This is a genomic window from Blattabacterium cuenoti, assembly GCF_014251815.1.
Classification (GTDB): Bacteria; Bacteroidota; Bacteroidia; order Flavobacteriales; family Blattabacteriaceae; genus Blattabacterium; species Blattabacterium cuenoti_E.
Window position 1 is genome coordinate 173,586 of sequence record NZ_CP059202.1, and the last position, 20,436, is coordinate 194,021.

Here is a 20,436-nt window from a genome sequence, read left to right on the forward strand (position 1 = left end):
AAAGTATTTTTTTTATCTTTTTTAAAATATATGAAAAAATTTTCATAATTAATTTAATATGTTAATTATCCCATCTACACTAAAAATATACAACGCTTCAGCAGGTTCAGGAAAAACGACTTTTTTGGTAATTAATTATCTTTATGTTTTATTAAAAAGCCCTTATCCTGATGAGTTTAAAAAAGTTTTAGTTTTGACTTTCACCAAAAAGGCTTCTGAAGAAATGAAAAATCGCATTTTACAGTGCATTAAAGAATTTTCAAATAAAAAAATCAGAAAAGAATACCATTTTTTGTTCTATTATATAAAAAAAAAATTAAGCTTAACAAAGCATCAATTGTATCAGCGATCTGAAAAAATATTATTTTCCATATTACATGATTTCTATTGTTTTTCTAGAAACATAAGTACAATAGATAAATTTACTTATAATATTATAAAATCTTTTTCCTCAGAAAGAAAAGTAAATTTGGAAATGGATATAGATCAATTTTTATCAAAAGTTGTAGAAAATATATTATACAGATTAAATAATTCTGAAAAATGGTCAAATATTTTAATTCAATCTTCTTTAGAAAAACTAAAAAAAGGAAAAAACTGGGACTTAAGAAAAGAGTTATTAAAAATAGCTCATATAATGGTTGAAGAAAATAATTTTTTTTATGTAAAAAAAATTATGAATTCTTCTTTGGAAGATTTCATGCAATTAAAAAATATACTAATAAAAAGAACTAAAATATTTGAAAAAATATGCAAAAAAAAAGGAGAAGAATTTTTTGAACTTTTGAAAAAAAGTTCAATTCAAAAACATTCATTTATTCATTTAGATTTACCAAGATTATTTGAAAAATTTAAAAACGGGAATATATTTTTGAATCCTTTTAATAAACGTATTAAAAAATACGTTAAAAAGGGAGTCTTTTACTCTAAATTTTTTTCTGATGGAAATCAAAAAACACTAATCGAAAAAAATATAAAAAAAATAATTTTTTTATACGAAAAAACAAAATACATATATGAAAAAAATATATGCGACTATCTTTTGGACAAACTTTTTTTAAAAAACATAAACATATTATCAATAATACATGAAATAGAAAAAGAATTACATTCTGTAAAAAATGAAAAAAAAATTATTCTAAATACAGAATTAAATAAAATTCTTTATGAAAAAATTATTAAAGGAACATTTCCAAAAATATATGAAAAAATAGGCATGCAATATAAATATTATTTTATAGATGAATTTCAAGACATTTCATTTTTACAATGGCAAAATATTAGAATATTAGTTGAAAACGCATTATCAGAAAATGGATCAGCTATGATAGTAGGAGATCCGAAACAATCAATATATAGATGGCGCGGTGGTGATGCTAAACAGTTTATAAATTTAATACAATCTAAATCAATTTGTTATAAAAAAAATATAGAAACTATAGAAAATAATTTCCGTAGTTATAAAGAAATTGTAAAATTTAACAATTTATTTTATCAATCTATATCTAAAATATTCAATTCTACTATTTACCAAGATATATATAAAAATTACCAACAAAAAATACAGAAAAAATCTGGTGGATATGTAGAAATAAATTTTCTGAATGATTCTAATAATAATTACAAAGAACATGTTTATTCAAATGTAAAAAATAAAATAGAAAAATTATTAAAAAAAAAATATACATTATCAGATATTGCCATTTTAGTTAGAACTAATGAAGAAGGTCATTTTTTGTCTGAACAATTAGTAAGAGACGGTCTCCCTGTGAATACTTCTGTTTCTTTATTAATTAAAAATCATTTGGAAATACAAATTATCATAAATTTTTTTTACATTGTAGCTTATCCTCATTGTTATCAAAAGAGAGTTGTTTTAATTCTTTTATTAAAAAAATTCATTCGTACTAATAAAACTAATAAAAATGATCATGATTTCATTATGAAAATACTTTTTTTACCTTTAAATGCATTTATCAAAAAGATTATGTTGAAAAATTCATTAACATTAAACAAATTATATAATAAATCTATATATAATATTTCAGAAGAAATCATTGAATCTTTTGGACTATTAAATAAACAAAATTCTACATATATCTATTCTTTTTTGGATTTTGTTTATAGATCTATGAAAAAGGTGGGGAATTCTATTACGGGGTTCTTAGATTATTGGGAATTCAAAAAAGAAAAAGAAAGTGTTGTGATTTCGGATCACATTAATGCTGTTCGTATTATGACTATTCATAAATCTAAAGGATTGCAATTTCCTGTGGTACTTATTCCTTTCACAGATTGGAGTATTTATTCTTATAAAAATAAAGAGGAAGTTTGGATAGATGTAAATCCTCGTTTCTATAATGGATTAAATACTATTTATTTGGAAATAGAAACTTATTTTAAACATATTAAGCATGATAATAATATTCGTAATTTTTATGAAAATTATCTATCAAATATAATGTTTGATAATATCAATTTATTATATGTAGCAACCACACGTCCTATTGAACAACTTATTTTATTTTCAAAACTTAAAAATAATCAATCTATATCATTTTATATTAAAAATTTTTTATGTAAAAAAAGAATGTGGAATGAAAAAAAACATAAATATATTTTCGGAAAAGAATAAAAAAACTCTTAGTTTATTTAACATGTTTTTCTGCATGATAAGAAGATCTAACTAATGGCCCACTTTCTACATATTTAAATCCCATTTTTAATCCTACTTTTTTCAATTCTTTGAATTGTTCTGGTAAAACAAAAAAATGAACGGGATAATGCTTCAAGGAAGGTTGCAAATATTGCCCCATTGTCAGAATATCTACTTTAGATTTTCTGATATCTTTCATCGTTTCTATGATTTCTTCTTTTCTTTCCCCTAATCCTAACATAATTCCTGTTTTTGTCCGTATATTTTTGTCCTTTTCTTTTATATATCGTAAAACTTCAAGACTACGATCATATTTAGCTTGAACACGAATTTTTTTTGTTAATCTAGAAACCGTTTCCACATTATGAGAAATAACTTCTGGTTTAATCCCAATTATTTTATCTATTATTTTTTTTTCTCCTTTAAAATCGGGGATTAAAGCTTCTATTGTAATATTTGGATTAAAATCCCGTATTTTTTGTATAGTAAGAATCCAAATATCGGACCCCATATCCTGTAAATCATCTCTATTCACAGAAGTCAGTACAGCATGTTTTATTTTTAATATTTTTATAGATTTTGCTACCTTTTCTGGTTCTTTCCAGTCTATTTCATTAGGCCGTCCTGTTTTTACACCACAAAACCTACAAGATCTAGTACAAACATTTCCCAATATCATAAAAGTAGCGACCCCCTTATCCCAGCATTCTCCTATATTGGGGCAACTTCCACTCTGACAAATTGTATTCAATTTGTGCAAAGAAACTAACTTTTGTAATTCATGATAATTTTTACTCATTGGTAATTTTACTTTTATCCATTTTGGTTTTTTTTTAACGACATTCATGTTTTTTTTAATTTTTGTTATTATACTTTTTTTGATAAATTTGTAAAAATGGGTATTTTTTTGTTTATATGGAAGTGTTTGTTAGAGATATAGCTAATGTATTAGAAAATATAGCGCCTCTAGAATATGCAGATTCTTATGATAACGTTGGATTAATAGTAGGATCATTTTATAAAAGAGTAAAAAATGTATTGATTACTTTAGATCTCACTGAAAAAGTTTTATATGAATCTATAAAAAAGAAATGCGATTTAATAATTTCTTTTCATCCTGTCATTTTTAAACCCATTAAGAATATAACTGGAAAAACATTTTCAGAAAGAGTCATAATTCATGCATTAAAAAATGACATATCTATTTATGTAATTCATACAAATTTAGATGTTGTATGGGAAGGGACTTCTTCTTATATATCTAAATTACTACAAATTAACAGAGAAAAAGTTCTTTTTCCAAAAAAAGGAAGCATTAAAAAATTAACCACATATGTACCAGTTAATTATGAAAAAAAAGTAAGAAATGCTTTATTTGAAGCAGGAGCTGGAAATATTTCTAACTATAGTCATTGTAGTTATAACTTTGATGGATTTGGAAGTTACATGGGAAACGAAAAAACTAAACCTTTTATTGGAAAAAAAGGAGTTTTTCATATGGAAAAAGAAATTTGTATTAATGTTATTTTTCCTGATTCTAAATTAGATAGAATAAAAAATGCATTATTTAAAAATCATCCTTATGAAGAAGTCGCTTATGAAATTTATAATATTGAAAATATAAATCCTTATATAGGAATAGGTTTTATAGGAAATATTCTGAAAAAAATGAATGAGTATGATTTTCTTCTTTTTATAAAAAAAAAAATGAATGTTCCTTGCATACGACATTCTGATTTTACAGGAAAGAAAATTAAAAAAATAGCTATGATCACAGGTTCAGGACGTTTTGGTATAGAAACTGCAGTAAAAGAAGAAGCTGATGTTTTTATATCTTCTGATTTGAAATATCATGATTTTTTTAAATGTGAAAAAAAAATATTAATTGTAGATATTGGACATTATGAATCTGAAAAGTTCACTAAAAATTTAGTGAAATCTTTTATAGACAAAAATTTTACATCAATTTATGTTTATGAATCCGAAGTTCATACTAATCCAGTTAAATATTTTTATTGATTTATGGTAGATAATAATAAAATAATACAAGAAGCAATCACTGTAGTAGATAAATTGAGAGTATTATACAATCTTCAGTTAATAGATTTTCGAATGGATGAAATACGAAAATTTCGCAATAATATTCCTGTAGAAATCAAAAATTTAGAAGAAGAACTATACCAAGTAAAAAAAATGTTAGAATATCATCATAATGATGTTCTTTATATAAAAGAAAATATAAACAAACAAAATCAAAATATTAAGTCTTCAGAAATTTTGATCAATAAATATGAAAAACAAAAAGATGATATCAAAAATCATAAAGAATTATATTCTATAGATAAAGAGATTGATTATCAAAAATTAGAAATTCAATTGTCTAAAAAAAGAATTCAAGAATTGAATGTTCAAATTTATAAAGAGGAAGAGGTCATAAAAAAAAAAGAATATTTATTAAAAAATAAAGAAGAGCACCTTTTTCACAAAAAAAAAGAATTAAAGAATATTCTTTTAGAAAACGAAAAAGAAGAAAAAATTTTATTAGAAAAATTTTTATGTTTTTCTAAAAAAATAGATAATAGTTTATTAAAAACTTATAAGAGAATCAGGAATGGAGTTAAAAATGGAGTAGCTGTTGCTCCAGTACAAAGGGGGGCTCCGTTGGGTTCTTATTTAGCAATCACTCCTCAAAAATATTCTGAATTAATACAGCGGAATAAACTTTTAATAGATGAACATAGTGGAAGGATATTAATAGATGCAGAATTGGCTGAGGAAGAAAAGAAAAAATCTTTTGTTTTTTGTTCTAAAAAAAAATTATAAATCATGGTACGAACTTATTCTTCTAATAAAATTAAAATTCAAATTCAAGATTTTGAATTATTAGAAGTTTCTTCAGGAAAGAAGAAATTTTTAAAAGATTACTTTTCAAGTAAAGCAACTGTAATAATGTTTATTTGTAATCATTGTCCGTACGTTAAACATATTAACACAGAATTAATTCGTTTGTCTAACGATTTTTTACCGAAAAAGATTTCATTTATAGCAATAAATTCTAATGATGACGAAAAATATCCGGAAGATTCTCCAGAAAATATGAAAAAAGTACATCAAAAATTAGGTTACCCTTTCCCTTATTTTTTTGATGAAACACAAAAAGTCGCTAAATATTATTGTGTAAAATGTACTCCTGAATTTTTTATTTTTTCTGGAAAAGGGAATTTATGTTATCATGGTCAATTAGATGATTCTAGACCTGGAAACAATATTCCTGTTACAGGTTTCGATGTGAGAAATGTATTACAAAATATTTTGAATGGAAAAGAAATATATACAACAGGAAAATTAAGTTCTGGGTGTTCCATTAAATGGAAAACATAAGATTTTCATAATAATTTGGAATTATATTTAAAAAATATTCTATAGCTTCAGATAAACTTTTTTCTGATATTCCTCCTGCTGCATTTTTGTGGCCTCCTCCACAAAAATGTTTTCTAGCAAATAGATTCACATCAAAATTTCCTTTAGAGCGAAAGGAAATTTTGATGTGATGTTTTTCTTTTTCTTCAAAAAAGAAAACGGAAAAAACAATATTTTTAATACCTAATCCATAAGTAGGAATCCCTTCTGTATCTCCCTGTCTATATAAATTTTGATTTACATCAGAAGCTTGAATGCTTGTGTAAACTGTTCTATATTTTTGTATGACTTTTAATTTTTTTAAGGCTTTAGATAACAATTTTAATCTACTTTCATTGTATTTTTCTTGTAAATGATTATAAATATAATCTATGTTAATTCCTTTCTCTATTAATTTTCCGGCAATAAAATGAGTTTCTGAAGTTACAGAAGGAAAACGAAAAAATCCTGTATCAGTCATTAATCCTACGTATAAACATGTAGCTATTTCTTGATCTATTTTATCTAAATTATTCATATTGGATATGAATCGAAAGACTAAAATACTGGTAGCTGATACTGTAGGATCTGAAAACATAAAATCGAAATAAAATGGAAAAGGATGGTGATCAATTAGTACTTTTTTTGCCTTCGAATATGAAAAAAAATCTTTTATATTATTGATTCTTGATAAATTGTTGAAATCTATAAAAAAGACATAATCAGAGTTTACAATTTTTCTTTTTACTAAAGATTCTGTATGTTTAGAAAACACAAGAATATCCTTGCTTCCAGGAAGCCATTGAAAAGATTCAGAATATTCTGTTGGAGATATTAAATCTACATCATGTTTTAACTTTCTGAAATAAAATAAAAGAGCTAAAGAAGACCCTAAAGCGTCTCCGTCTGGTTTATTATGAGGTAATAGAACAATTTTTTTTTTATTTATTCCATTTATATTAGAGAATAACATACATATATTATTTTTTTTTTAAACCTAATTCTTCTCCTTTTTTTAACATAAATGCATAAGCAGAATGAAAATTATTAGATATTTTCCCTTCTAAAATAGAATCTTTAACAAAATTTTTTATAATTCCTATCTCCTTACATGGATCAATATGAAAAGCTTTCATTATATCATTTCCTGATATAGGTGATTTCCAATTTTTAATTTTATCTTTTTCTTCTAATTTTTTAATTCTTTCTATAAGAAGATAAATATTTTTTTTATACTGATTTTTTTTCTCTATATTATTGGTAGTAATATCTGCAATACATAATTTCATCAAATCTTCTAAATCGTTTCCTATATCAAATAATAATCTACGTATAGCAGAATCACTCGTTTTAGTTCCTATTAATGCAATAGGCCTATAACTATGTTGAATCATCTTTTTAACATATTTCATAGAAGAACTTTTTGGAAGCTTTAAACGGTGAAATATATTTGCAACCATTTTAGATCCTACCAATTCGTGAGCATGGAAAGACCATCCCGCTTTAGGAAAAAATTTTTTTGTATTAGCCTTTCCTATATCATGAAGCAGAGCCACCCATCTTAACCAAAGAGAATTATTTTTTTCTTTACTAATATTATCTACAACTTGTAGAGTATGGTAAAAATTGTCTTTGTGTTTATATCCATTTTTTTCTTCTATTCCTTTTAAAGAAACTAATTCCGGCAATATAATTGACAATAATCCAGATTTATATAATAACAATAATCCTATAGAAGGTTTTTTAGATAATAAAATTTTGTTAAATTCTTCTACAATTCTTTCTATAGAAACGATATTTATCCTGTTTTTATTCTTTTGAATTGACTGAAACGAATATTTCTCAATCTCAAATTGTAATTGAGTAGCAAATCGTATAGCTCGCATCATTCGTAATGGATCATCAGAATAAGTAATATCTGCATCTGATGGAGTTCTTAATATTTTTTTATTTAAATCAGATAATCCTCCAAATGGATCTATCAACTCTCCATAATTATTACGATTTAAACTTATAGCTAAAGTATTAATTGTAAAATCTCTTCTGTTTTGATCATCTTGTAATGATCCTAACTCTATAACGGGTTTTCTACTGGAAAAATGATAAGATTCTTTTCTAGACCCTACAAATTCTATTCTTTGATTATCGTATTCCAACATAGCTGTACCAAAACGTTTAAATATTCTTATTTTAGGAGAAGGGTTAATATATTTAGAAACCTCTTTAGCTAATTTTATTCCTTCCCCTATAGTTAAAATATCTAAATCTATCGATTCTATTTTTCCTAGCAAAAAATCTCTAACATAACCTCCTATTACATAACTATTTTGTTTTATCCTTTGAGCAGAAATACTTACAATGTGAAATATTTTTTTATGAACAGCAGATGATAAATTCATGTTAATCTACATTACATACGTAATATTTTAACTTGATTGTCAACAATTTTTATAATAGAAGACCCACTATAAATAGCTTTTTCTTCTCTACGAAAATTTACAACGTAATCTGTTTTGTATAAAATAGAAGGGCTAATTTCGGAAAACGATTTAGGAGAGACAAATCCTGACAGATTAGCAGAAGTAGAAACAATAGGCCTATCCAAATTTCGTATCAAACAAATGCAAAATGGATCATATGTTAAACGAACGGCTAAAGTACTATATGGTTTAAAAAAGTTGGATTCCATTTTTTTTACATTTTCATATACTATAGTAATAGGTTTATCCTTTTTCACAAGATTATCAAAAATTATTTTTTGAGTAAAAAAAGAAATCTTTCCTACTAATTGATGTAAACGATCTATACTTTCTACCAAAAGAATCATAGACTTATAAATATTTCTATTCTTTATTTTACATATTTTTTTTATAGCTTGTATATTAAATGCATCACACCCCAATCCCCACACTGTATCTGTGGGATATAACAGAACTTTTCCTTTTTTTAAAATCTTTACACTTTTTTCTATTTCTCCGTAAAAAGACATTTTTAAATTTCTAAATTATGGGTTCTCAATGCATCATTTAAAGAAACTTTTTTATTTGTACTTTCTTTCCTTTTTCCTATAATTATAGAACATGGAACATGATATATACCTGAAGGAAATTTTTTTGGATAAGATCCAGGTATAACCACAGAATATTTTGGAATTATCCCCTTGATTTCAATAGGTTTATCATTAGTTACATCAAAAATCTTAGTAGACGCTGTGAGAACTACATTTGCTCCTAAAACAGCTCCTTTTTTTATCAAAACTCCTTCTACTAAAATACATCTAGATCCAATAAAAACATCATCTTCTACAATAACTGGATGAGCTTGTAATGGTTCTAAAACCCCTCCAATTCCTACTCCTCCACTTACATGAACCCGATTCCCAACCTGAGCGCAACTACCTACTGTGGCCCATGTATCTATCATTGTATCTTTTCCTATGTATGCGCCTATATTTACATAAGAAGGCATAAGAATGACTCCAGGCGATATATATGATCCGTAACGTGCTATAGCATGAGGAACGACACGAATTCCTTTTTCCTTAAATTTGTTCTTTATAGGAATTTTATCATAAAATTCTAATGGCCCCAACTCCACTGTATTCATATTTTGAATAGAAAAATACATAATAATAGCTTTTTTAATCCATTCATTGACTATCCATTTTTCATTCAAAAAATAAGCCACTCTGATTGATCCATTTTCTAAATTTTCAATAGTTTTGAGAACTATATTTTTTATATTTGCATCAGTCGTCCATATATTTTTATGATTCCAAAATTTCTCTATTTCTAGTTTTAATCTATTCATTTCATATATTTAAAAATAAAAAAACAAAACAAAAGTAGTAAAAATAAAATAAGATAACAAGTATATATAATATATAATGGCAAAAATATTAGGAATGGATTATGGAAAAATTATTACTGGTTTATCTATAACAGATGATAAAAAAATATTTGCGTTTGGATTAAACGCTGTTAAAACTAAAAAATTAATGAATTTTTTAGAATATTTTTTAGTTTATGAGAAAATAGAAAAAATCGTTATAGGATTACCCAAAAAATTGAATAATCAAAAAGAAATTTCAATAGAAACAGAAATTCAAAGATTCATTTATAAATTTCATATAAAATATCCTAAAATTCTTATAGAAAGATTAGATGAACGTTTTACATCAAAAATCGCTTTTTATACTATGATACAATTGGGTTTAGGAAAAAAAAAAGAAGAAAAAAATTAATTTTAAATCAAATTAGTGCTACTATAATTTTACAATCTTATCTTAGAAAAAAAGAAGAAAAAAATTAATTCATGGTATTACCTATAGTTCTTTATGGAAATCCTATTTTGAGAAAAAAAAGTTTGAATGTAGATTTTGATTCTCATGAAAAAAAAAATAAAATCAATCAATTGATTCAAGATATGTTTGAAACTATACAAAAAGCAAAAGGATTAGGATTAGCTGCTCCCCAAATTGGTAAAAATATTAGACTTTTTATAGTAGAAACTCCTTATTTAAAGGAGGTTTTTATTAATGCTAAGATATTAAACATTCACGGAAAAGAATGTAAATTCAATGAAGGATGTCTTAGTATTCCCGGAATCATGGGGGATGTTACAAGAAAATCTAATGTTAGAATTGAATATTATGATCAAAATTGGAAAAAACAAAAAAGAACCTTAACAGGTATATGTGCAAGAGTAATTCTACATGAATATGATCATATTGAAGGAAAACTTTTTATAGATTATTTTTCTACACATAAAAAAAAAATGATAGAGAAAAAATTAATGGATTTAAAAAAAAATTCATTTTGAATAAATCTCATCTATCATTTTTTTAAAAACATTAGGATCATTCATAGACATATATGAAAGAATTTTCCTATTGATTTTGATTTTTTTTTCAGATAGTTTATTCATAAACTCGGAATAGGATTTTCCATACTGACGTGCTCCTGCATTAATACGTTGAATCCAAAGAGATTTAAAATTTCTTTTTTTTCTTTTTCTTCCTGAAAAAGAATAAAGAAAAGATTTTTCTACAGCATTTTTAGCTACTGTATAAACTTTACTTCTAGAACCATAAAAACCCTTAGCTAATTTCAGTATTTTTTTACGTTTTCGTCTAGAGGAAACCGCATTTGTAGATCTAGGCATAAATTTCTAAATTTGCATTTCTATATTTTTTTGACTTGATTTTTTTAATAAAGTGAATACGGAAAGATTCCGTTTTCTTTTTTTAGACTTTTTTGTTAATAAATGATTCTTAAATGCATGTTTTCTTTTGATATATCCATGAGCCGTTTTTTTAAATCTTTTTTTCGATCCTGATTTTGTTTTTAACTTAGGCATAAATATGATTTTTAAAATTTTTTTGGAGCTAATATCATATACATTCTCTTTCCTTCCATTACCGGCATTTGCTCTACTTTTCCATATTCCTCAATTTCTTCTGCAAATTTTAATAATTTTATTTTCCCTTGATCTTTATATACTATAGAACGCCCTTTAAAAAAAACAAATACTTTTACTTTATCTCCACGCATTAAAAATTTCTCTGCACTTTTAATTTTAACTTTCCCATCATGATCTCCAATTTGTGGCCCGAATCTGATTTCTTTAGTATTTACTTTAATTTGTTTCGCTTTAAATTGTTTTTTTCTTTTCTTTTGTTCATATAAAAATTTCTTGTAATCCAGTATTTTACAGACTGGAGGGATTAATTTAGGATTAATTTCAACCAAATCTAGCTCTCTTTCCTTAGAAAATTTAAGTGCATCTTGTATGGAATAAATTCCATTTTCTATGGAAGAATCACCGACTAAACGAACTTTTGGGGTATTAATAATCCCTTCATTAATACGATGTTTTTCTTTTTTTTGCGGTAATGGTCGGTGTTTTTTTCTATTTCCTTTTGTAAATTTCTTTTTTATAATAATTTTATAGTTTGAGTTTTTAAATTTGTTTCATTCAAAATAGATTCTATTCCATTGGAAATAGAAAATACTCCTATATGTCCTAATCCATGACGTCGTAATGACATCGTTTCATTTTTTTCTTCTTTGTTTCCCAAAATAATCATATAAGGGATCTTATTTTCTTCAGAATCTCTAATTTTTTTGTTAATCTTTTCGTTTCTATTATCAATAAATACACGAATATTATAATTCAACATTAAATTTAAAATTTTTTTTGCATAAACTACATATTTATCACTTATAGGAAGTATAACTGCTTGATTAGGGACTAACCATAATGGAAGATTTCCTTCTGTATGTTCTATCATAATAGCAATAATACGTTCTAATGAACCAAAAGGGGCTCTATGTATCATTACTGGACGACATTTTTCATTATTTTTTCCTTTATAATATAAATCAAATCTTTCAGGCAAATTATAATCTACTTGAATTGTTCCAAGTTGCCAGCTTCTTCCTAAAGAATCTTGAATGAGAAAATCTAATTTTGGGCCATAAAAAGCTGCATCTCCATAATTAACAGACGCTTTTATATTTTCTTCTTTTACTACTTGTAGGATAGTATTTTCAGCCTTTTTCCAATTTTTTTCTGATCCTATATAACCGTCTATTCTTTTAGGATCTCTAAGAGAGATTCTAACTGTATATGTTAAAAAACCTAAAGAACGAAAAACATAAAATACTAAATTAATTACTTTCTTAAATTCTTCTAACAATTGATCATAAGTACAAAAAATATGTGCATCATCTTGAGTAAAACATCTGACTCTAGTTAAACCATGAAGTTCTCCACTTTGTTCATAACGATATACTGTTCCAAATTCGGCAAAACGCTTAGGAAGATCACGGTAAGACCATTCTTGAGAACGATATATTTCACAATGATGAGGACAATTCATAGGTTTTAAAAGATACTCTTCTTCTTTACGAGGAGTATGAATGGGTTTAAAATGATCTTTTCCATATTTACTCCAATGACCGCTTCTTACATATAATTTCTTGTGACCAATATGTGGAGTTACAACCATTTCGTATCCTGATTTTTCTTGAACATCAATTAAAAATTCCTCTAACTTTTTTCTAAAAACTGTTCCTCTAGGTAACCATAAAGGCAATCCAGTTCCTACTCGATCAGAGAAAATAAAAAATTTCAGTTTTTTTCCTATTTTTCTATGATCCCTATTAGAATTTTCTTTTAAAAGAGGAAGCAACTTATTTTTATTCATAAATAAATAAAAATAAGTTACAAGTTTTTTTATTTTTATGATGATAAAAATAGATATAATGTTGCAGCCAGAACACATCCTACTATTGGGCCAAATACTGGAATCAAAGCATAATCCCAATTACTTTTTCCTTTTTCTGGAATGGGGAGAATAGAATATATAATTCTTGGACCTAGATCACGAGCAGGATTTAATGCAGCACCTGTAACCCCTCCTAACGATAAAACAATACCAAATACGACAAGAGCGGAAGGAAGGGCTCCTAATGCCCCTAAACCTATAGGATATTTTTCTTCTTTAATAAAAAGAGTTCCTTCTATAGAAAGATATAAAGAAATAAATATAAAAATAAAAGTAGTGAATACTTCACTTATAAAATTGGAAAATAAATTTTTTATAGAAGGAACAGTCACAAAAACAGATAATTTTTCTTCTTTTCCTTGAGTTTCAAAAAAATGATCTTTGTATAAAAGCCAGACAAAGAAAGACCCTAGCATAGCTCCAATAAATTGAGATAAAATATAAAAAGGGACCATTTTCCAACTAAATTTTCCAATTATGGCAAAACTTATTGTAACACATGGATTTAAATGACCTCCACTATAAGGAGCAGATACTATTATTCCCATAAAAACAGCTAACGCCCATCCTATAGTAATAATTAACCATTCTCCACTTTTGCTATGACCTTTGGTTTTCGATAAAATAACATTTGCTACCACCCCATTTCCTAAAAAAACCAAAATCATTGTTCCTATGATTTCTGCATATATTTTTGTCATTGTATTTATTTGATTTGATTTGACCAAGAACGTGTTGTTTTAACCGCTTTTTTCCAACCTTGGATTCTTTCCAATCTACTAGACATTTCTTTTGGTTCAAAAACCTGTTCTAATTGCCATTTATCTTGAATCTCTTCAAGACTACTCCAATAATTTACAGCTAATCCCGCTAAATAAGCAGCTCCAGCTGCTGTTAATTCAGAAATTCTAGATTTTACAACTTTCACATTTAAAATATCAGATTGAAATTGCATTAACAGTTTATTTACTGTAGCCCCTCCATCTACACGAAGTTCTTTTATAGAAATACCAGAATCTGCTTCCATAGCTTTTAATACGTCCATATTTTGAAAAGCTATACTTTCTAATGCTGCTCTAACAATATGAGCAGAAGAAGTCCCCCTCGTTATCCCTACAATGGTTCCTCTCGCTTTTTGATCCCAATAAGGAGCGCCTAAACCTGAAAAAGCTGGAACCATATATAAACCCTCCGTATTTTCCACAGAAGAAGCTAATGTTTCCGCTTCATTGGAAGACAAAAGTAATCCTAATCCATCTCTAAGCCATTGAACGACAGCCCCTGCAATAAAAACACTTCCTTCTAATGCATATTGAACTTGATTTTGTATTTTCCAAGCTACAGTAGTGATTAAATTATTTTTAGAAAAAACAGGATGATCCCCTACATTCATTAACATAAAACATCCTGTTCCATAAGTATTTTTAACCATTCCAATTTTAGTACACATTTGTCCGAAAAGAGCCGCTTGCTGATCTCCAGCAATTCCAGATATCGGAATTTTGTGTGATAAAATATGTCCTGTTGTATAACCGAAAATTTCACTAGACGATTTTACTTCTGGAAGCATCGTTATTGGAATATTAAATAAATCTATCAACTCTTGATCCCAATTAAGTGTGTGAATATTAAATAACATAGTACGAGAAGCATTAGTCACATCTGTGACATGGGTTTCTTTACCAGTTAAATTCCATATTAACCATGAATCTATAGTTCCAAATGCCAAGAATCCAGAACGAGCTTTTTCCCTAGCTCCGGGTACATTTTCTAATATCCATCTAATTTTCGTAGCGGAAAAATAAGGGTCTATAATTAAACCTGTTTTTTTTCGAATCATTTCGGTTAATCCTTCTTTTTTAATTTGATCACAATATTTAAATGTACGTCTATCTTGCCATACTATAGCATTAAAAATAGGTTCTCCAGTTCTTTTATCCCATACAACAGTAGTCTCTCTTTGATTGGTAATTCCTATAGAAACAATATTTTCTCCTTCTAAATTTGCCTTTAAAATAGCTTCTAAAGCTACTGAAGCTTGTGTAGACCATATTTCTTCTGCATTATGTTCTACCCATCCAGGATGAGGATAAATTTGTGTAAATTCTCTTTGGGCTACAGAAATAATATTTCCAATTTTATCAAAAATAATAGCTCTAGAACTGGTAGTTCCCTGATCTAATGATAGTACATATTTTTTCATCATATATCATAACTTTTCTACTTACTATCAAACTGGTGGATAATAGTATTGCATAGCTAACTTTTTGAAAGCATCTATTTGTGATTTTTCCCATTTATCATCTCTAGAAAGTTCTTTCGCCATTAGTGCAGCTACTCTAGGTGCTATATCTATTGCTTTTTTAGCATTTAAAAATAATAAACGGAACCTTCTAGCTAAAACATCTTCAATTGTTCTTGCCATTTCATAACGAACCATCCAAATCACTTCTGCTTCTGTATAATAAGAGGAATCTTTTGAAATTAAGGAAACCCCCAAAAGTGGGTTTTTTTCAATCAATTTTTTTATATGATATTCATCTTCTCCATATTTATTCCAATAAAGATTCTGACTTTTTTGATCATATGAAGAATAGGATCCATAAATTTTTAGATTTTTTGTTACAGAAGGGGACTTCTGTAAGTTTCCTATTTCAATAGCTTTATTGACAGTGTCTTCCGCCATTTTTCTATATGTTGTCCATTTTCCTCCTATAATACTAATAAGCCCAGAGGAACTAATTATAAGTTTATGATATCTAGAAATATCTTTCGTTTTAATAGTATCGGAACAATAATTATTACTAGAAACAAAAAGAGGACGTAATCCAGAAAATGCACTTAATATATCACTTTTTTTTATGTGAAGTATAAAATATTTGTTAAAAGTTTGTAAGATAAAATCTATCTCTTCCTCTAAAGGTTTGGGTTCTAGAACACTTTTTTCCAAAAAAGTATCTGTAGTTCCCACCAAGACATGATTGTTCCATGGAACACAAAATAAAACTCTTCCATCTGTTGTTTTTGGAATAACTATAGCATTTGAACTCCTAAAAAAAGATTTATTTAACACAATATGTGTTCCTTGACTCGGTTTTATGAAAATAGGACATGAAGATTCATCCATTTTTGAAATAGAATCAGAAAAAACTCCAGTGGCGTTTATAACTATTTTTGAATAAATAGAATATTTCTTTTTAGTTTCAAGATCGCAAGCTACTACTCCAGAAACTTTGTTCCCAACTTCTTTTAGTAAACTTTTAACTTTAAAATAGTTTAATAATATTCCACCTTTTTGAACACAAGTTTGTGCTAAATTTATGGCTAAACGTGCATCGTCAAATTGCCCGTCATAATATAAAACACCACCTTTTAACTCTTTATTTTTAATTTCTGGAAAATATTTAATCATTTCCTTTTGTGATAAAAATTGGGATTTTCCAAAACTCAAAGAACCTGATAGCCACTCATACAATTTTAAACCAGCCCAGTACATGATTCCCATTTTCCAATTGAAGACTGGAATAATAAACTTTTGTTTTTTTACTAAATGAGGTGCATTTTTTAATAAAAAACCTCTTTCTTGCAAAGCTTCATAAACTAATTTTATATTTCCTTGAGATAAATACCGAATACCTCCATGAATTAATTTTGTACTACGACTAGAAGTCCCTTTAGAAAAATCAGACTGTTCTAATAGAAGAGTTTTATATCCTCTTGAAGAAGAATCTAAAGCAATCCCTAACCCCGTGGCTCCTCCCCCAATAATGATAATATCCCAAATATTTACATTTTCTAAAATGTCTAAAAATCTATCTCTATTTAAAAAACCTTTCATTATTTTTCTCTCATATCAAATTTCAAATGAAACATACATCCTATTGGGATTTTAAAATGTTAAATGAACAAAATTAAAAATATTTTCAATAAAAGAAAATTTTAATTAAAATTATACATTATTTTCTTTGTTCATTATTTGATATATAAAATCTTTTACAATTTTTTTTCCTGAATGAGCATGAATTTTTTTCATGATTTTATTCATATCATGAAATTGTTTTAAAAAAAGATCTATATGATTTAATGCTACGCCAGACCCTTTAGATATTCTATTTATTCTTTTTTCATCAGTAAGAACTTGAGGATGACTCCTTTCATAAGGACTCATAGAATGAATAATAGCTTCTATTCTTGCTATAGAATCTTTTTGATTTCCATCAAATGAAAAATACTTATCAATTCCAGGAATCATAGAAATAATATTTTTTATATTTCCTATTTTTTTTATTTTTTGAATTTGCTCAAATAAATCGTTAAAATCGAAACGGTTTTTTGAAATTTTATGATAAATTTTTTTAGTTCTTTTTTCATCAAATTGTTCTTGTACTTTTTCAACTAAAGAAACTATATCACCCATACCTAGTATTCTATTAGCTATTCTATCTGGATGAAAAACTTCCAAATCTTCTATTTTTTCTCCATTGCTAATAAATTTTATAGGTTTTTTCACTACACTAGACATAGTTATAGCAACCCCACCTCTACTATCTCCATCTAACTTTGTTATTACAACGCCATCAAAATCCAACACATTTGAGAAAGATTGAGCCGTATTTATAGCATCTTGTCCTGTCATGGCGTCAACAACAAATAAAACTTCATTTGGCTGAGAATATTGATTGATTTTTTCAATTTCTTCCATCATAATTTCATCTATTGCTAATCTACCTGCTGTATCAATGATAATTACATTTTTATTTTGTTTATAAGCATAAATAATAGATTTTTTCACAATTTCTATAACGTTTTTGCTTTCTTTTAAAGAAAAAACAGGAATATTTACTTTTTTCGCAATTAACTCCAATTGATCTATGGCTGCAGGACGATGAGTATCTGCAGCGACTAATAAAGGATATTTATTCTTTTTTTTTAAAAAAAAAGCAAGTTTAGAAGAAAAAGAAGTTTTTCCACTTCCCTGTAATCCACAAATTAAAATAATAGTAGGATTTCTAGAAATATTTATTTCTACATTCTTTTCTCCCATAAGAGAAACGAGTTCATCATATACAATTTTTGTAATTAATTGTTTTGGATTTAAAGAAGTTAGCACTTTTTTCCCAATAGATTCTTCTTGAATTCTTTGAATAAAACTTTTAACTATTTTATGATTGACATCTGCATCAATAAGTGCTCTTCCAATCTTTTTCAAAGAAGATGCTATATTAATTTCTGTAATTGTATTCTGCCCCTTAAAAACATGAAGAGCTTCAGAAAGTTTATTTTGTAAATGTTCAAACATAAATACAAGTTTTTTTATTTAATTTATTTATATACGATCAAGCATTTTAATGCCCAATAAATTCATACCAGATTTTAAAACATTCCCTGTTATATGAATAATATTCATACAAATATTACTATGAATTACGTTTAAAGGATCTATTAACCTTTTATTCTGATAAAGATGATTAAAAGTTTTAGAGACTTCATAAATATAGTTTGCTATTAAAGAAGGATTTAATTGTATTGCTGATTTTTTTAATATTAATGGATATTTCTGAAGAACTTTGATCATATTTTTTTCATGTATATCAAATTTTATATTTGACCAATGATAATTAAGTAGGGAACACAAGTTGAAAAATTTTAGTTCCAAAGAACGAATTCTGGAATAAGTATATTGAATATACGTACCAGTTTTTCCTTTAAAATCTATCGATTTTTCAGGATTAAAAATTATTTTTTTTCTGGGATCTATTTTTAGAAAAAAATACTTAAGAGCTCCTAATCCTAGAATTTCATAAGATTGTTTATCTTCTTCTTTTTTTATAAATTTCTTTGAAAAATTCTTTTTTGCAATAGAAGACATTTCTAGAATGATACTATCAGCATCTACAACATTTCCTTCTCTAGATTTCATGATCCCACTTGGCAAATATACCATTTCATAAGACAAATGAAATAATTTATTGACCCATGTATATCCTAAACGTTTTAATATGTGAAAAAGAACTTGGAAATGATAATCTTGTTCTTTTCCTACGATGTATATGATTTGGTCTATATTATATTTTTTAAAACGTTCTACAGCTGTTCCAATATCCTGAGTAATATATACAGAAGTTTGATCCGATCGTAATAAAAGTTTTTGATCAAAACCTTCTTTGCTTAAATCAATCCAAATAGAGCCATCTTTTTTCTGAAAAAAAATACCTTTTTTAAGACCTTTTTTTACAATTTCTTTTCCAGTTTTATAAATATCACTTTCATACTCTATTTTATCAAAATTAATTCCTAACTTTTTATAAGTATCTTTGAACCCATTATAAACCCATTGATTCATTATTCTCCAAGTATTCCTAATTTCAGAATCTCCTGATTCCCATTTTTTCAATAATTCTCGAGCTTGATTTAAGATAGAATTATAATTCTCTTTAGAATGTTTTTTTTTAGATAATTCTTGGATTTCTTGACAATAAATTTTATCAAATAAACTATAATATTTTCCCACAAAATGATCGCCTTTCATTTTAGCACTATCAGGAGTTTTTCCTTTTCCAAATTTTTTCCAAGCTATCATAGATTTACATATATGTATTCCTCTATCATTAATAATTTGAGTTCTTATTATTTCATGACCAACCATTTTTAATATTTTAGCTATAGATGCTCCAATAAGACTATTTCTAATATGCCCTAAATGAAGGGGTTTATTGGTATTAGGAGAAGAATATTCTACCATGATTTTTTTAGGAGTATATTTCAAATCATAAAAATTTGTATTTAACATTTCTTTTAGAAGATAAATATAATAATCATCTTCGAAAATAAAGTTTAAAAAACCTCTAATAATAGAGAATTGAATTAATCCTTTTAATTGATTTTGCACATAATTTCCTATATCGTTTCCTATTTTTTCTATAGGTTTTTGAAGTTTTTTAGATAATGAAAATAAAACTAAAGTAATATCTCCTATATGTTCTTTTTTAGTGTATTGAAAATCCAATTCAGGACAATATTTTATTTTATATAAAACAAATATGGATTCTCTAACTATTTTCTCTATAGATTGAAGATGATCATTCATAGA

20 protein-coding genes are annotated in these 20,436 nt (G+C 26.3%); 6 read left to right on the forward strand and 14 right to left on the reverse strand.

Annotation, left to right across the window (positions count from 1 at the left end):
* The first annotated feature begins 58 nt into the window (after positions 1–58).
* Entirely contained in the window at positions 59–2,635 is a 2,577-nt protein-coding gene (locus tag H0H54_RS00815; protein ID WP_185863394.1) for a UvrD-helicase domain-containing protein, read from the forward strand.
* Between the two features lie 13 nt (positions 2,636–2,648).
* Here H0H54_RS00815 and lipA read toward each other — a convergent pair whose 3' ends face one another.
* Positions 2,649–3,503, reverse strand: a complete 855-nt coding sequence (gene lipA / locus H0H54_RS00820; RefSeq protein ID WP_238784787.1) for a lipoyl synthase — start codon at positions 3,501–3,503, stop codon at positions 2,649–2,651.
* A 68-nt stretch (positions 3,504–3,571) separates the two neighbouring features.
* On the opposite strand from lipA, the gene H0H54_RS00825 reads away from it, so the two are divergent.
* Genes H0H54_RS00825 through H0H54_RS00835 form a run of 3 tightly spaced genes read left to right on the forward strand, consistent with a single transcriptional unit; the run spans position 3,572 to position 6,037 of the window.
* Positions 3,572–4,675 (forward strand): Nif3-like dinuclear metal center hexameric protein, encoded by a 1,104-nt coding sequence (locus H0H54_RS00825; protein ID WP_185863395.1) that lies wholly within the window; start codon positions 3,572–3,574, stop codon positions 4,673–4,675.
* A gap of 3 nt (positions 4,676–4,678) precedes the next feature.
* The gene (locus H0H54_RS00830) at positions 4,679–5,479 is read left to right on the forward strand and encodes a zinc ribbon domain-containing protein (protein ID WP_185863396.1); all 801 of its coding nucleotides are present in this window, start codon (positions 4,679–4,681) and stop codon (positions 5,477–5,479) included.
* Between the two features lie 3 nt (positions 5,480–5,482).
* The gene (locus H0H54_RS00835) at positions 5,483–6,037 is read left to right on the forward strand and encodes a thioredoxin family protein (RefSeq protein ID WP_185863397.1); all 555 of its coding nucleotides are present in this window, start codon (positions 5,483–5,485) and stop codon (positions 6,035–6,037) included.
* On the opposite strand, the gene H0H54_RS00840 is transcribed toward H0H54_RS00835, so the two are convergent.
* Genes H0H54_RS00840 through H0H54_RS00855 form a run of 4 tightly spaced genes read right to left on the reverse strand, consistent with a single transcriptional unit; the run spans position 6,021 to position 9,865 of the window.
* Entirely contained in the window at positions 6,021–7,028 is a 1,008-nt protein-coding gene (locus H0H54_RS00840) for a DHH family phosphoesterase (RefSeq protein WP_185863398.1), read from the reverse strand. The genes H0H54_RS00835 and H0H54_RS00840 overlap by 17 nt on opposite strands.
* Positions 7,029–7,035: 7 nt before the next feature.
* Positions 7,036–8,454, reverse strand: coding sequence for a CCA tRNA nucleotidyltransferase (locus tag H0H54_RS00845; RefSeq protein ID WP_185863399.1), 1,419 nt, complete (start codon positions 8,452–8,454; stop codon positions 7,036–7,038).
* Positions 8,455–8,465: 11 nt separating this feature from the next.
* Positions 8,466–9,044: an L-threonylcarbamoyladenylate synthase gene (locus H0H54_RS00850; RefSeq protein ID WP_185863400.1), complete on the reverse strand. Its 579-nt coding sequence runs from the start codon at positions 9,042–9,044 to the stop codon at positions 8,466–8,468.
* Between the two features lie 2 nt (positions 9,045–9,046).
* Positions 9,047–9,865: a 2,3,4,5-tetrahydropyridine-2,6-dicarboxylate N-succinyltransferase gene (locus H0H54_RS00855; protein ID WP_185863401.1), complete on the reverse strand. Its 819-nt coding sequence runs from the start codon at positions 9,863–9,865 to the stop codon at positions 9,047–9,049.
* Between the two features lie 76 nt (positions 9,866–9,941).
* On the opposite strand from H0H54_RS00855, the gene H0H54_RS00860 reads away from it, so the two are divergent.
* Positions 9,942–10,298, forward strand: coding sequence for a RuvX/YqgF family protein (locus tag H0H54_RS00860; RefSeq protein ID WP_317168489.1), 357 nt, complete (start codon positions 9,942–9,944; stop codon positions 10,296–10,298).
* A gap of 71 nt (positions 10,299–10,369) precedes the next feature.
* Complete coding sequence (def, locus tag H0H54_RS00865; protein ID WP_185863402.1) at positions 10,370–10,876, forward strand: peptide deformylase; 507 nt, start codon at positions 10,370–10,372, stop codon at positions 10,874–10,876.
* Here def and rplT read toward each other — a convergent pair.
* The 9 genes from rplT to argS all read right to left on the reverse strand — a co-directional run bounded on the left by rplT (position 10,868) and on the right by argS (position 20,433).
* Positions 10,868–11,218, reverse strand: coding sequence for a 50S ribosomal protein L20 (gene rplT / locus H0H54_RS00870; RefSeq protein WP_185863403.1), 351 nt, complete (start codon positions 11,216–11,218; stop codon positions 10,868–10,870). The two genes, def and rplT, sit on opposite strands and share 9 nt — an antisense overlap.
* A gap of 6 nt (positions 11,219–11,224) precedes the next feature.
* Positions 11,225–11,413, reverse strand: a complete 189-nt coding sequence (gene rpmI, locus H0H54_RS00875; protein ID WP_185863404.1) for a 50S ribosomal protein L35 — start codon at positions 11,411–11,413, stop codon at positions 11,225–11,227.
* Between the two features lie 11 nt (positions 11,414–11,424).
* Positions 11,425–11,997, reverse strand: a complete 573-nt coding sequence (gene infC, locus H0H54_RS00880; protein ID WP_394366899.1) for a translation initiation factor IF-3 — start codon at positions 11,995–11,997, stop codon at positions 11,425–11,427.
* Positions 11,991–13,265 (reverse strand): threonine--tRNA ligase, encoded by a 1,275-nt coding sequence (thrS, locus tag H0H54_RS00885; RefSeq protein ID WP_185863405.1) that lies wholly within the window; start codon positions 13,263–13,265, stop codon positions 11,991–11,993. Before thrS ends, infC begins: the two co-directional genes overlap by 7 nt.
* A 35-nt stretch (positions 13,266–13,300) precedes the next feature.
* A complete protein-coding gene (locus H0H54_RS00890) occupies positions 13,301–14,047 on the reverse strand; it encodes an MIP/aquaporin family protein (protein WP_185863406.1) in 747 nt (248 codons plus the stop codon).
* A gap of 5 nt (positions 14,048–14,052) precedes the next feature.
* Positions 14,053–15,549, reverse strand: a complete 1,497-nt coding sequence (gene glpK / locus H0H54_RS00895; RefSeq protein ID WP_185863522.1) for a glycerol kinase GlpK — start codon at positions 15,547–15,549, stop codon at positions 14,053–14,055.
* Positions 15,550–15,576: 27 nt separating this feature from the next.
* On the reverse strand, positions 15,577–17,184 hold the full coding sequence (locus tag H0H54_RS00900) for a glycerol-3-phosphate dehydrogenase/oxidase (protein WP_185863407.1): 1,608 nt from the start codon (positions 17,182–17,184) through the stop codon (positions 15,577–15,579).
* A 111-nt stretch (positions 17,185–17,295) separates the two neighbouring features.
* Complete coding sequence (ffh, locus tag H0H54_RS00905) at positions 17,296–18,645, reverse strand: signal recognition particle protein (protein ID WP_185863408.1); 1,350 nt, start codon at positions 18,643–18,645, stop codon at positions 17,296–17,298.
* A gap of 27 nt (positions 18,646–18,672) precedes the next feature.
* On the reverse strand, positions 18,673–20,433 hold the full coding sequence (argS, locus tag H0H54_RS00910; protein ID WP_185863523.1) for an arginine--tRNA ligase: 1,761 nt from the start codon (positions 20,431–20,433) through the stop codon (positions 18,673–18,675).
* Positions 20,434–20,436 lie beyond the last annotated feature (3 nt).

Coding starts and splice junctions, on each gene's coding strand:
- lipA (WP_238784787.1), bottom strand. CDS start 3,503: ATGAATGTCGTTAAAAAAAAACCAAAATGGATAAAAGTAAAATTACCA.
- glpK (WP_185863522.1), bottom strand. CDS start 15,549: ATGAAAAAATATGTACTATCATTAGATCAGGGAACTACCAGTTCTAGA.
- H0H54_RS00890 (WP_185863406.1), bottom strand. CDS start 14,047: ATGACAAAAATATATGCAGAAATCATAGGAACAATGATTTTGGTTTTT.
- H0H54_RS00860 (WP_317168489.1), top strand. CDS start 9,942: ATGGCAAAAATATTAGGAATGGATTATGGAAAAATTATTACTGGTTTA.
- rpmI (WP_185863404.1), bottom strand. CDS start 11,413: ATGCCTAAGTTAAAAACAAAATCAGGATCGAAAAAAAGATTTAAAAAA.
- H0H54_RS00835 (WP_185863397.1), top strand. CDS start 5,483: ATGGTACGAACTTATTCTTCTAATAAAATTAAAATTCAAATTCAAGAT.
- H0H54_RS00840 (WP_185863398.1), bottom strand. CDS start 7,028: ATGTTATTCTCTAATATAAATGGAATAAATAAAAAAAAAATTGTTCTA.
- def (WP_185863402.1), top strand. CDS start 10,370: ATGGTATTACCTATAGTTCTTTATGGAAATCCTATTTTGAGAAAAAAA.
- H0H54_RS00855 (WP_185863401.1), bottom strand. CDS start 9,865: ATGAATAGATTAAAACTAGAAATAGAGAAATTTTGGAATCATAAAAAT.
- H0H54_RS00850 (WP_185863400.1), bottom strand. CDS start 9,044: ATGTCTTTTTACGGAGAAATAGAAAAAAGTGTAAAGATTTTAAAAAAA.
- rplT (WP_185863403.1), bottom strand. CDS start 11,218: ATGCCTAGATCTACAAATGCGGTTTCCTCTAGACGAAAACGTAAAAAA.
- H0H54_RS00830 (WP_185863396.1), top strand. CDS start 4,679: ATGGTAGATAATAATAAAATAATACAAGAAGCAATCACTGTAGTAGAT.
- H0H54_RS00825 (WP_185863395.1), top strand. CDS start 3,572: ATGGAAGTGTTTGTTAGAGATATAGCTAATGTATTAGAAAATATAGCG.
- argS (WP_185863523.1), bottom strand. CDS start 20,433: ATGAATGATCATCTTCAATCTATAGAGAAAATAGTTAGAGAATCCATA.
- H0H54_RS00815 (WP_185863394.1), top strand. CDS start 59: ATGTTAATTATCCCATCTACACTAAAAATATACAACGCTTCAGCAGGT.
- H0H54_RS00900 (WP_185863407.1), bottom strand. CDS start 17,184: ATGAAAGGTTTTTTAAATAGAGATAGATTTTTAGACATTTTAGAAAAT.
- thrS (WP_185863405.1), bottom strand. CDS start 13,265: ATGAATAAAAATAAGTTGCTTCCTCTTTTAAAAGAAAATTCTAATAGG.
- ffh (WP_185863408.1), bottom strand. CDS start 18,645: ATGTTTGAACATTTACAAAATAAACTTTCTGAAGCTCTTCATGTTTTT.
- H0H54_RS00845 (WP_185863399.1), bottom strand. CDS start 8,454: ATGAATTTATCATCTGCTGTTCATAAAAAAATATTTCACATTGTAAGT.